At 50.7% G+C, this 12,705-nt stretch carries 10 protein-coding genes; all 10 read right to left on the reverse strand.

Going from position 1 to position 12,705, the window contains the following annotated elements:
• Positions 1-4: 4 nt before the first annotated feature.
• Positions 5-1,435 (reverse strand): hypothetical protein, encoded by a 1,431-nt coding sequence (locus C3F13_00375; GenBank protein ID PWB56566.1) that lies wholly within the window; start codon positions 1,433-1,435, stop codon positions 5-7.
• A gap of 194 nt (positions 1,436-1,629) precedes the next feature.
• The gene (locus C3F13_00380; GenBank protein ID PWB56567.1) at positions 1,630-2,889 is read right to left on the reverse strand and encodes a hypothetical protein; all 1,260 of its coding nucleotides are present in this window, start codon (positions 2,887-2,889) and stop codon (positions 1,630-1,632) included.
• Positions 2,890-3,051: 162 nt separating this feature from the next.
• Entirely contained in the window at positions 3,052-4,140 is a 1,089-nt protein-coding gene (locus C3F13_00385) for a sugar ABC transporter ATP-binding protein (GenBank protein ID PWB56568.1), read from the reverse strand.
• A gap of 12 nt (positions 4,141-4,152) precedes the next feature.
• Positions 4,153-5,988 (reverse strand): iron ABC transporter permease, encoded by a 1,836-nt coding sequence (locus C3F13_00390; GenBank protein PWB56569.1) that lies wholly within the window; start codon positions 5,986-5,988, stop codon positions 4,153-4,155.
• A 27-nt stretch (positions 5,989-6,015) separates the two neighbouring features.
• Complete coding sequence (locus C3F13_00395; protein ID PWB56570.1) at positions 6,016-6,933, reverse strand: hypothetical protein; 918 nt, start codon at positions 6,931-6,933, stop codon at positions 6,016-6,018.
• 172 nt (positions 6,934-7,105) lie between these two features.
• On the reverse strand, positions 7,106-8,062 hold the full coding sequence (gene pfkB / locus C3F13_00400; GenBank protein PWB56571.1) for a 1-phosphofructokinase: 957 nt from the start codon (positions 8,060-8,062) through the stop codon (positions 7,106-7,108).
• 6 nt (positions 8,063-8,068) lie between these two features.
• Complete coding sequence (locus C3F13_00405) at positions 8,069-8,917, reverse strand: hypothetical protein (protein PWB56572.1); 849 nt, start codon at positions 8,915-8,917, stop codon at positions 8,069-8,071.
• A 10-nt stretch (positions 8,918-8,927) separates the two neighbouring features.
• A complete protein-coding gene (locus C3F13_00410; protein ID PWB56573.1) occupies positions 8,928-10,139 on the reverse strand; it encodes a hypothetical protein in 1,212 nt (403 codons plus the stop codon).
• A gap of 29 nt (positions 10,140-10,168) precedes the next feature.
• Entirely contained in the window at positions 10,169-11,518 is a 1,350-nt protein-coding gene (locus tag C3F13_00415) for an MFS transporter (protein ID PWB56574.1), read from the reverse strand.
• Positions 11,487-12,692, reverse strand: coding sequence for a phosphoglycerate mutase (locus C3F13_00420; protein PWB56575.1), 1,206 nt, complete (start codon positions 12,690-12,692; stop codon positions 11,487-11,489). Before C3F13_00420 ends, C3F13_00415 begins: the two co-directional genes overlap by 32 nt.
• Between the last annotated feature and the right edge of the window lie 13 nt (positions 12,693-12,705).

The raw sequence follows: 12,705 nt of genomic DNA on the forward strand, positions 1-12,705 counted from the left end.
ATAGCTACTTTAGTATTTCCAATTGACTCAAGTCAGAAAATTGCCTAATAAAAATGTCAGCTTTAGCGCCTGGCTCATAATTGTACGCCACCGTGGTTATGCCACTATTCTGGGCTCCTTCCAACTCGGAGGACTTATGACCAACAAATATTGCCTGATCGGCTTCGATTCCCAATTGAGCTAACGCCAACCGGTATATCCGGGGATCCGGCTTTTGCACACCTACCTCACTGGATGGAATGATCGAATCCCACAGGTTTCCAATACCGCCGCGCTCTAATTTGCTGAGTTTGAAATGCAAAGGGTGAGCTGTGTCAGTAATGATCCCAAGATATAACCCACGTGCTTTCAGTATTTTCAAAGTCTCAAGCGTATCGTTCCAAAAGTGGACCTGTTCTTTTTCCCGGATTGCTGTGGCGATCCCTTCAGCCACTAGATTGGGGTCGGTGATACCATACAGGTTAAGGACGCCAGCTTTGTATTGTTCAAAGGACATCTGTCCGACGAATGCCTGATGGCGGAGTTTAGCGATCTCTGACTCTAAATTGTCGGGGCAAGGAATCCCGTGTTGTTTTATAAAGGGGGCTAACTCCTGATCCTTGTTTTTTCGATAGTAAAGCACCCCATCTGCATCAAATAAAACCGCTTTAATCTTGCGGGACAGCTTTGTTCCCTTGGCTTTCTGTAAGCGGTTGCGATATTCACGTTTAAGCAGGTCCAGCAGCTCGATCATGTTGCTAATGATGAGATCAGGTATAGCCCCGTCATCGCTCTCACCATGGTTAAAAGCGTGCCTGATCTGGATGGCGAGCTTGAAACCGGCTCGCTTTGAACCCACGATATCTCTTGATATGCGATCTCCAATATATATGCATTCACTAGTGGGGCTATTCGATAGACGGGCTGCATAGTGAAATATTGCTGGGTCAGGTTTTCGTCGCCCATATTCACTCGATAATACAATCGGATTGAAATACTGTTTTATTCCATATTGGCATAAATTTTGAGGCACCTGCCCATGGCTGGTGACATTACTGATCAGACCGATTTTGTATCCCAGATTTTGAATTTCAGCTAACACTGATGGCATTTCGGGCCGCATCTGTCTGCAATAATAGTGAGTTTCAATCCAGACCATCAAGTCATCGGCATTTGCATCCAGCCGAGGGAAGTCATACGGATAATCAGCCAAGATATAATTACGCCAAACCGCACTCACTGGTAGTTCTTCGAGGGTTTCCAGCCTCCATTGGTGATAGCGTGCAAGCCCACCTGTAACCAGGTCATATAAATGCGCATCGGATAGGTGTAGATCTATCCCATGAGCCGAAAGAAGCTGTTGAAGTCCAGGTGTAGCCTGCAGACGCATTTCTGGTGAATACCAAAATGTTTCTATTGTGCCACCCATATCGAAGAATACGGTCTTGACAGTCATTTATATTTTCCCTTAAAACCAGAATCTAAATCCTTCCCATCTGGATTAATTCGAATTCCGGTATTCAAAAAGACAAAATAACAATAATAATTATTTGACAAACAATTACGTTATTGTTTTGGGACACGGACAGACTGCGTCCGTGTCCCAAAAGCACAGCGAGCTAGGGTTAAGTTATGAGCAGCTTATTCTGATTAAGGAGCAACAAGCAAGCTAGCCGCCCAAAAATCGCGTACTTTACTAACGTTTTCCCAGTCGAAGACTGGATCCATCTCCCAGACCTGAGGCAGTAGCTCATCCAAAGGCAGGTTGTCTTCAAAGACTGGAAGACCTTCAGCCGCTGGGTATGTACCAATCTCGTTCCAGGGTTCAAAACCTGCTTCCGAGAGAATAAAACGGATGAAGAGTTTGGCTGCGTTAGGATGTGGGGCATTGTTGGCTACAGCAAGGAAGCTGGTCTTGAAGATGCCCATGACCGGTTCCATACCAAAACAAGGAGCCATGTTCAATTCGCCTTCTTGGGTAGCTTCGTAGCTCGAGTAGCCTGTCCAACCAAAACCAGGTTCTTCGCCTTCGGGTAATTCAAGCCCGGCAAAGGCTGCATCCACCATATCGCCATCGTCAAGAACCACCACATCGTTATACGCCAGTTTCTTGAGCCACAGATAGCCGGCATTCTCCGGGACCATACCAGAAGCATCCGCTACTGCAAGCTCATCGGCAGTCCAGTCTTTGCCATAAAGATCCTTATAAGCCTGGGCCATTTCGTCTGCATTTTGAACGAAAGTGGCAATCTTTGCCATGGTGCTGACGTCTGACATCGGGTCTTCCATGAAGAATTTACCCTTGTAAACGGGTTCTGTTAGCTGCCAGATGTTGGTGAGTGGACAGCCATCCGGGTGGATCTTGTTGTTATACCCGATTACATCGGTCGAGTGGCGCGCGACTGCAAACGGACGCTCATCAGTTAGCTCAGGGATAGACACATCCCTTGGAACGAACGACCATAACCACTGGTTTGGAACGAATTGGCCAAACAGGATGTGCCCATCGCTGTTGAACCAAACATCCCCAACCACATTCCCGCTTTCCTGCTCTGCAGCCATCTTGGTATCGATGCCATCGGTGTCAGCAACATCGAATTCAATGTCTGGGTATAGGGCATACCATGCATCAGGCAAATCCTCAACTCCGCCTGAATTGGCATAGACTGTCACCTTCCCTTCCTTAATTGCCGCAGCTTCGATAGCCTCCCAGTCATCAGTGGCTGGCTGGTAAGGACCAAAACCGTTATCCTTTGCCCATTGTTCGTTCGGGGTGAGTGATGGCTCAGGGACAGTCGTGGATGCTACTGGCTCGATTGCAGGCGCTGTTGTTGGGGTAGCCGTGGTAGTACAACTGGTAATGATACTGAACAAAATGCAAATTACTAAAAACCTCACAAAAATCTTCATTACATCCTCCTTACTGTTAGTTAGCCTGAAAATAAGTGAAAAAATCCAAAGCACTGAGTTTATTTTGAGTTCGTTTGAATAGTCCTCCTTTCAATGGTTTTTTCTCCCATTTCATTAATTACAACTGTCATTAATTCATCTAGTGATTCCCATGATCCTTGATTAATTATTGGGGGTAATCAAATTTCCGCTTGCTTTATCGTAGAGGTTTAGCGTTTCAGGATTAAATTTTAACCAGATCCGGTCATCCATCTGGATTTTGCTGATGCCCATGACTCTAACGGTCAGTTCCATCTCACCCAGGCGAGCAATAATGGTCGAGTCTGCTCCGGAGGGCAGGACGGAATAGGCGCTGAACTCCACTGCTTCAGGGAGAGGTTGGGAGAATATGGCGATATCTTCAGGCCGAATGCCTACTACTACGCTGCCATATGCGTTACCGGTATTTATCGTGATCATAAATTTCCCTAGGTCGACAGAATTCTTCCCACTAACCACACCATCCAGCAAGTTCACTTTTGGATTACCAATGAAATCCGCTACGAAAAGATTAGCGGGGAAATGGTAGACCCTATCGGGGGTATCATACTGTTGCACAACACCTCCTTTCATGATAGCAATGATGGTGGACATGGTTAATGCTTCCACCTGGTCGTGGGTCACATAGATGGTGGTAGCGCCGGAAAGATGATGCAACCGTTTGAGTTCGGTGCGCATGTCCATGCGCAGGCGGGCATCCAGATTTGAGAGCGGTTCGTCCATCAGGAACACCTTCGGGCGATAGGCGAGCATACGAGCTAATGCAATGCGCTGCTGTTGGCCTCCACTCATTTCGCGTGGATAACGATCTTCAAAGCCTTCCATCTGTACTTCTTTGAGCGATTCTTTCACCCGCTTTTCCATCTCAGCCTTGGGCATTTTCTGGATTTCCAGGGCAAAAGTAATGTTCTTATCCACCTTCATATGCGGCCATAAGGCATAATTCTGGAAAACCAACCCTAAATCGCGCTTACTGGAGGCAAGCGAAATACCCTTGTCGTAAGAAAAAACCAACTTATTACCAATATAGATCTCGCCGCCATCTGGGTCTTCCAAACCAGCCACGCAGCGCAGCAGCGTCGTCTTGCCGCACCCAGATGGCCCCAAAAGTGTTACGAAGTTCCCTGGTTCGATTTCCAAGCTGACATGATCCAGGGCAACCACTTTACCAAATTTTTTTGTTAAATTTTTTATACTGATGGTTGTTTCCATGAAGTCCTCGCTTTACATCCCGAGACCCTTTTTTAGACTGCCGCCTGAGAAGCGACTGATGATGGCGTTCCCTATGATTGTGATGATTATCAAGATCAGGACGACAATGTTCCCCATTTGATCTCTTCCGGCTTCGATATACCTCATGGTCAGGCTTGCCAGCAACTGGGTGTCACGGGTGACAAGCAGGATAATTAAGGACAGCTCGCGCATGGTAGTGATAAACGTCAGCAGGAAACCGGAAATGAAACCACTCATGGTTAGCGGAAAGATGACACGTCTGAAACGCTGCCAGACACTAGCACCGGACACTTGGGCAGCCTCCTCCAGTTCGTGCCCCACCTGCATCATAGCTGAGACCCCTGAACGCGAAGAGTAGGGGATGTGTTTAGCCACCGAGACAATCACCAACAGGGCAAATGTTCCATATAAGGAAGGCAATGGTCCTATCTTCTTGGCGAACATGGCAATATAAACCGCGCCAAAAGCGATGCCCGGGATGACATACGGAATGTATGCAAGCTGGTCGATCAGCTTAGCAAGCCGGGTACCACGGCCTTTAACGATGGAATATCCAAGCAGGACACCAAGCAGGGCGGTGAAAAACGATGTATACAAGGCAAGCCGTATGGAATTCCAGGCGGTTTTGTAGATTTTCGGGTTAAGAAGGACTCCCGGTTCGCCGTCGTTGTACAACGGGTTAGGTTGTCCGATCCAGTTCTGCAAAGTCAGATTGCTTAAGCTGTAATCCCCCGTCCGCAGCAGGAATGTGTCATAAATCAGCAATCCCAACGGTACTACAAGAACCATCAGCTGAAAACTGATCACGACCACAAAGAGAACCTTCTTCATATTCCTTAATTTACTTGGATTGGAGACAAACCCTCGCCCCCCGATTGTCTCATAACTCCTGCGCGTACCGGTCAGTCTCTGGTTGAGCGAAATGGTTACCATGGAGAACATGATCAGGACGATCGCCAGCACGAAGGCATCAGCCTTGTCTCCAGCTGCCAGACTGCCTCGGATCATGGTAGCAACCACATAATACCGAACCGGTGAGCCCAGGATATTCGGTCCGCCGAACGTGCCCATCACCTTGGAGAAAGTCATAATGAAACCAGACAGTAAAGCCGGTAGAACCAACGGCAGGGTGATCTTCCGTAAGATACGCCATCGGTCAGCACCCATCAGTTCTCCTGCTTCTTCAAGGTTGGAATCGATCGACATCAGCGCTGCTGAAACAAATAGAAAAAAGAAGGTGTAATAGTGCAGCGCACAACAAATGATAATCGGCACGGGTCCATACGACAACCAGTCGGGCGGACTTACTCCAAAAATGGATTCAATCATTCCCGGGGCTCCACCGACTGTCCTATTCTTGAACAGCACCAGCCAGGCTTGAGCTAATGTCCAGGAAGGCATAATGTAGGGCAAAACCGCTAGTGAGGTGACAAGCTTTCTACCAGGCATATCGGTACGCACAACCAGCCAAGCCAGCGAACCGCCGATGATTAGAGCAAGGACAACCGTGCCCATGGCGATGGTCATCGAATGCATCAGGGGGGTGTAGGTATATATTCGGCCAAATATCCCCGTCGACATCCTGATCCAGTGAAAAAGCGTGAATTCACCGTTCACAGCACCAGGGATACGGCTGGTATCAACAGGCTGCCAGGTAAACGTGGTCTCAACCAGTTGATATAGAGGGTTGACGACCATTATGGCCATCAGCCCGAGCATGATCAAAGCTAAGACGACGTGTGGTTTGGTCAGCCAGTGAAAGAATCTACGGGAACTAGCCTGAAGCTTCAGTAAGAAGGGTTGTGAGGAGGTCGCAGGGATTTGCATGAATAAGCTCCGAGTAATCCACTCTACCTAGTAAAGTGTTTCATTGGTTTTCTTCAGGCGCGCGCGCATTTGATCCAGCTTATCCAGGTTTGTCATTACATACCCCTGGTCTTCCTGAGCAACTGCCAATAGAAGAGTATTAATAATAGTCATAGGCACAACCAAGGAATGGAACTCTGAAACAGGACCGCGCTTTGCAGAGAGCACCACGTCTGCTTTATCACCTATGATTGAGCCAAGCGTGTCGGTTAAGATGATCACCGGGCATTTGATTTCATTCGCATAATCCAGGATTAGCTGCAGAGTCCCCGAGATATCAAAAAAACATATCGCAAACAAGAGGTCCTGATCGGTCATTGACAACAGCGGTTCCAGCATTTCTCTACCGGCAGTGGTCAGTGGAACAACTTGCCACCCAAAACGACCTAACCGAATTTCCATTAAATTTACCAGTGAGACAGATGGTCCAACTCCAAAGATAAAAATGCGTTTACGTGAGCGGATCATCTCCACAGCCCGATTCAGAGATTGACGATCAATTGTCTCAAGGGATAAGGTCAGGTAATCGATCTCGGAAACGACCAGCCGCTCAAAGATATCGCCGCCCTGGCGCAGGTCTTCAAGCCTGCCGCGCAGGCGGGCTGAATGGGTGACTCTTTGCCTGAAAGCCTCCTGAATAACAGTCCGCATGGCCGGGTAGCTGGCGAACCCAAGGGTACGGGCGAAGCGTACCAGGGTAGCCTCGCTTAAACCCAACCGGTCGGCAATCTCACCCGCGGAAAGAAAGGCAGATTCCTCCTGGTTTTTCCGCAGGTAATTGGCAATACGCTTCTCACTTTTGGTAAGTTGTTGGTAGTGATCGCTGATGATCTGGCTGAAATCAATGATTCTTTGATCGCTTGTTTCCATAGCGTCCCTCTTCCGTATATCGGTAGCAAGAATCATACAATTCAGGAAAACATGAAAGTTCTGTTACATTTGAAGATGATACATCATTTTTGTTAACTATGCAAGCAATCTTTCAGAATTCATCTAAGATTAATGTTTAATTTGCTGCACTCAGCTCTACAGCACAAAAATACCCCATTTTGAGACAGGTCTTCGATGGAAAAGCGCATCACAGCTGAGACGCCTTGCCTTTTTCCAGGTATTCACCTGACTTTACATTTTCAAGCAGCGTTTCAATGAGTGGAAGCGTTCCCACAGCGGTGCCGTCCAGGCTGGCTGCTGCTGCTCCGCAAGCCACCCCCCAACGCAAGGTGTCCTCTCCTGGCAGCTGTTGGGATAAGCCGTAGATCATGCCTGCCAGCATGGCATCTCCTGCCCCAATGGGATTGTGTTCTTCAATCGTGGGTGGGATTGCCCACCAAACCCGATTGCCATCCGAATAGACAGCCCCTGCTTTCCCCAGCGAAATCACTGCTTGCCTCGTACCGAGGTCATGAATCTTAAACAGAGTCCTGGCTGCGCGGGTGGTTGTGGATGTGTCCCTTCCCGTCAAGCCTGCGGCTTCGTAGGCGTTCGGTTTGACCAGGAATGCACCCGCTTTACAGGCCGTTAGAAGGCAAGCGCCTTCCATGTCCACAGCAGCATAGGCGCCCACAGATTGAATCCGGTTGATAATCTTAGTAATGAAGGAGGGCTGTATGCCAGGCGGCATGCTCCCCGCCAGGATCCACCAATCCCCTGGGCTTGCCAGGGCGCTGATCTTTCCCAGCAGGGCTGCCGTTTCAACCTCAGATACCCACGGACCAGGCTCATTTACTTTGAGGTAATTACGATGATCCGCATCCACCACGCTCAAGTTGGTGCGCGTTTCACCCTGGATGTGCACGAAGTCGGTGTGGATTCCCAGGCTGGATATTCCTGCCGCCAATTGAGCGCCCACGCTTCCCCCGATAAATCCCAGGGCGGTGCTTTTAACTCCCAGGGCAAGCAAGGCGCGCGAGACATTAAACCCCTTGCCTCCATAATCGATCTGAATGGACTGGGAGCGCAGGACGCGGTTCAGCTCAATCTGGTGAACCGTCAATTCACGGTCAAGGGCAGGATTAAGCGTAATGGTGTAAATCATCGCTACCTAAATAGGGAATGCGGATTTTTCGCGATGTGAAAAACTCGTCAGCATGCTCACCTGGTATTTCTGCAGTGTCTGAATGACCCCTGAGATGCCATAGCCCACATCCTGGGCTTTATGCGCATCTGACCCGACGGTGATGATCGGGTCATTTCCTAGCTCTTTCGCCCGGGCAAGATATCGCTCCAAGAATTGATCCGAAGGATAGGTCTCCTGAACAGGCAGTTTCAGCCCTTTGGTATTGATCTCGATCCCAACCCCGTTGGAGATGAGTTCCTTGATATATGCCTCAATCTGATCTGCGTAACTTTCCCATGGTACCGGTGAGGTCAGCAGGTAGGTATATTTTTTTATCAGGTCAGGGTGCGCCATGATGTCGAAAAGCTTGGATTGCGCCGCACAGGCTGCCAGCTGGTAGTATTCGCGATACGTGGTCACCAGGTCGCGCATTTCGAAGAACCCCACCGCTACAGCTTTATTTGAAAAGAAGCCACCGTGAATATCATGGATAGATCCAAGAACCAGATCAAAGGATCGGTTAATGAGACCTTCATAGAACTGAATTTTTTTGCGAATTTCACCCTCACGACCCGGATAATAATCCATCTCAATCCCCAGGCGGATGCGTATATTCGGATACCGCGCCTGGCAAGCCTGGATGTTCTCCCAGTGTCGTATGAAGGCATCTGGCGCTATCAAATAGTCCGACTGGTTGAGCATGACATGGTTGGTAAAGGCGATTTCCTGGATGCCTAATGCCATGGCGCGCTCACAGGCTTCAAGCTCGGACATGTTGCCATCAACCGTCACCGCCGTATGGAGATGGTAGTCCATATGCTTTGCCAACGCCATAACTCAGTCCCTATTCTGCCTCAGGGGCATCATCCAAAACAGCTTTTATCTCCGGAGTGGTCCACAATGCCGCACCGGTCGTATCCACCAGCAGGTCGCAGGTTTCCATCTGGGGGATGAATGCAATTTGAGCCATGATAAATTGCTCTTTAAAAAAGCGGTTGCGAAAGTAGGTGGGTTCATATTTCTTGCGATAATCGATATCCCGCTTCCATTTGCGTTTTATCCTGACAGGGTCATCGGTGAGATAAACGACTTTGATGTTTATCAGATAGGCGATTTCTTCGAGTAAGAAGGGAAAATTCCCTTCCATAAAAATGATATCTGCGGGTTCTACCTCAATAGGCACACCGCCCGGCTTCAAGTTACCATCCAGGTCATGGCTTGAAGTGGCATAGATGAAATCATACCTCGGGATGCTGATCTTTTGCCCCCGACAGATCTGGGCCAGGCATGATTTTAATAATTCAAAGTGCAAAGCGGCCTTACCCTGGGTATGGATACCCTTGGCCTCCCGGTAATCCCGGTCGGTCAGGAAGTTATCCATCTCAATCGAAGTGGTCTTCTGACCCACTTTACGGAATGCAGTGTGTAAACGCTCCACGATTTCGGTTTTGCCGGCTGCGGTAGGCCCGGCAATGGCAAGCAGTACCGGGGTTCCCTGCTTCGTGATCAACTTTTTTACGGTTTCGATAAAGAGGGCGTCAATCTCCTGGTTGGCATGTTTGAAATCGCGGTATCCGATGTCCTGGCAACGCTCTAACCGTTTCTGCTTTGGCTCAAACTGCCGGTAAGGTTGGTTGCCCAGGTGGGATAGAACCTTTTCAGTGAAATAATGGGTGCGGTGGAGAAAGTAAAACCCACGCACGTCAAAGTAGAAGTGCTGGTTTACCCACTCGGGTGGGTAATCGCCAGTGACCAGGCCGACGAAGATCATATTAGTCAGATTGATGATCTTCTCATCCAGAACGATGCGACCGTCGATAATGGGCTTGATCTGGATACCGTCATAAAACGGCCGTGAATTTACCCGTTGCTCAATCTCCGCAGTCGAGTCCAACATGACTGATGACCAGCCTGTATCAGGAATCAGGTTATTTAATCCATACCGAAACTCATATAGTTCCATGCCTCCGACTGCGGGGGCGAGTATTTTCATCTTGCGGAACAATCGTTGGGTAAAGTCATCCAGGTTATTCAGAGCCCTTCCAGCCTTAGTCATACTGCAAGACCCTCCGACCGCATCATGATTTATGCCATTTCCCGCACGCGCGGGAACTTGAAGAAAACGAAGATTCCATAAAGCAAGGAAAGCGTGGCACCGATTGCCACCGATAATGGTGCGCCGATCCAATCGGCGACAATGCCAGCCTGTAAGCCACCCAGCTGGTGCATCCCTTGCGTCACCAGCGAATATTGGCTCATCACCCGGCCGCGCAGGTTATCGGGAGAATTAATCTGCACCAGGGTGTTGGCTAGCGTGTTCTGGAACACCTGTGCCATACCTACCAATGCCATGAGCACTAAGGAGGTGATGAATAGCTGCGAAGAGACAAAAGCTAGCAACAAGACCGGCAGGCCCAGATTTCCCACCGATAGCAGCCGCCCACGCCGTGCGGCCGGCGGGAGTGAGGCTACTAACACTGCCCCTGCCACCGCGCCGATCCCGATGGCAGAATATAGCAATCCCAGCGGCAGGGCTTCCGGCTGCTGGCAGGTCAGCGTCCGCAAGGGTCCGTTACAGAAAAAATCGACCAGTGGCTGGGCACTGCCACCCAGCATGTTATCGGCGAAAACGGGTAGCAAGGTCTGGTAAGGCCGCGACAGAAAAGAGGTGACCGCCACCAGGCTCATCAGCACAAGCAGCAATTGCTGTTTGATCACAAAGCGGATGCCTTCACGCGCATCGGCGAGTACCTGTGACAGATGCTGTTTCGAGCTGGTCGGTTGAGGCAGGTTACGCATGAACAGTAAGCTGATGATCACCGCCAGGAAGCTCAGGCTGTTCAGGAAGAACGCTACTGCTTCACCCCGCGTGGCAACCACTATACCCGCGATCACCGGTCCCAGGGTACGGGCTGTGTTGTGGATGGCCGAATTCAAGCCTATGGCGCTGGTCAGGTCATCTTTACCCTCCACCATCTCCACCACGAAGGACTGTCGAGGCGGCATGTCAACTGCCTTCAACACCCCCAACAGGAAAGCCATCAGATAAACCTGCCAGACTTGAACAAGCCCCGTCCAGGTGAGGGCTGCCAGGATGACTGCCTGGATCAGCATGAGGCTCTGGGTGATTAACAATATCTTGCGCTTGGAAACCCGATCGGCCAGCGTGCCACCCCAGAAGGAAAAGGGCAGGAGGGGGAGCACGGTCATCAGGTTTACGATGCCAAGCGACACCGCTGAACCAGTCAGGCGGTAGACCAGCACCTGTTGAGCGACTGACTGCATCCAGGTGCCGATCAGCGAGACCCCCTGCCCAAAGAACCACAGTTTATAGTTGCGGTGCCGCAAGGCCCGAAAAGTCGTGCCTGCTTTCGACCCAGGATTAATTCCAGGCGGATGGATCCTAAGCGCCATATTTTTCCAGCCGCCGGGCATTGGCCAGGGCGATGGGCATGATGGAGGTTGCCGGGATGGTTCCCAGGCTACCCCTGGAACAGGCGCGCTCACCGAACTCAGCCGTCCCATCCGGGCAGATAAAATGTGAGTAGACCAGAAGCGGCACAGGGTGCCACGAGTGAAATTTCATGACTGCCGGAGAGGAGTGATCACCACCCACAATAACCACATCGGGCCGCAGAGCCATCAGCCGCGGCAGGAATGCATCCACCGTCTCAATCGCCTTGACCTTACCTTCGAAATCTCCCTGCTCGCCGCAGGTATCCGTCTGCTTCACATGGAGGTAAAAGAAATCAAATTGATCCCAGTGCTGCTCAAGGGCCTCGAATTCATCCTGCAGAGAGGGCCCTGCTAGCGGGAGTACCTGCATGCCCACTAGGCGGGCAACCCCGCGGTACATACCATTCACCGCGATCGCTGCTGCATGCAGTCCGTAGCGTTCCTGGAAAGCGGGCAGCGCCGGCGGCCGGGCAAAGCCACGCAGCAGGATCATGTTGGCGGGTGATTGTCCTTCCAGTAGCTTTTGCGCTCGATCGATGAACTGATTGGCCAGGCTGGCTGCTTTTTGCGACCGACCATCCAGGGCGCGTACTGGCCAGGGAGCTATGCCTGTTTTTTGAGGGTCGGTTTCGGTTAGCGCATCATCCAGGCCCGCTGCCCGTAGGATGAATGCAAAGCGATGTTCTTTGACAGGCTCGATGAAGGTTTCAGCCTCTGCCAGCTTTATCGTGGAAAGAAGACTGGATAAATGCCGGTTGACCTCGGTGGAGATACGGCCGGCGCGGCGGTCGATGATGCACCCATCTGAACCGACCGTGCAGTAATTGCCGCGCGCTGCCAGGTCGTCTGGCCCAAGCTCAAAATCTACCCCCAGGGCTTCCATGGCACCCCGTCCTATCTCGTGCTGGATGGGATCGTACCCAAACAAAGCCAGGTGACCCGGCCCACTGCCAGGGGTGATGCCAGGGGCAACCGGGATGGTCAGGCCCAGGTTGGACCGTTCTGCCAGAGCTTCCAGGTTGGGGGTGTTGGCAGTCTCCAGCTCGGTCTTGCCGCCGGGTTCACGTGGCAAGCCTCCCAGGCCGTCCATGATGAGCATGACGATTTTGGTCTGAGCAGGGGTGACTAATCTCTGGATCAGGTCCGAATCCATCCATTCGCCTCAA

Source organism: Anaerolineales bacterium, from assembly GCA_003105035.1.
Taxonomy (GTDB): domain Bacteria; phylum Chloroflexota; class Anaerolineae; order Anaerolineales; family UBA4823; genus FEB-25.

Coding starts and splice junctions, on each gene's coding strand:
- C3F13_00375 (PWB56566.1), bottom strand. CDS start 1,435: ATGACTGTCAAGACCGTATTCTTCGATATGGGTGGCACAATAGAAACA.
- C3F13_00380 (PWB56567.1), bottom strand. CDS start 2,889: ATGAAGATTTTTGTGAGGTTTTTAGTAATTTGCATTTTGTTCAGTATC.
- C3F13_00385 (PWB56568.1), bottom strand. CDS start 4,140: ATGGAAACAACCATCAGTATAAAAAATTTAACAAAAAAATTTGGTAAA.
- C3F13_00390 (PWB56569.1), bottom strand. CDS start 5,988: ATGCAAATCCCTGCGACCTCCTCACAACCCTTCTTACTGAAGCTTCAG.
- C3F13_00395 (PWB56570.1), bottom strand. CDS start 6,933: ATGATTCTTGCTACCGATATACGGAAGAGGGACGCTATGGAAACAAGC.
- pfkB (PWB56571.1), bottom strand. CDS start 8,062: ATGATTTACACCATTACGCTTAATCCTGCCCTTGACCGTGAATTGACG.
- C3F13_00405 (PWB56572.1), bottom strand. CDS start 8,917: ATGGCGTTGGCAAAGCATATGGACTACCATCTCCATACGGCGGTGACG.
- C3F13_00410 (PWB56573.1), bottom strand. CDS start 10,139: ATGACTAAGGCTGGAAGGGCTCTGAATAACCTGGATGACTTTACCCAA.
- C3F13_00415 (PWB56574.1), bottom strand. CDS start 11,518: ATGCCCGGCGGCTGGAAAAATATGGCGCTTAGGATCCATCCGCCTGGA.
- C3F13_00420 (PWB56575.1), bottom strand. CDS start 12,692: ATGGATTCGGACCTGATCCAGAGATTAGTCACCCCTGCTCAGACCAAA.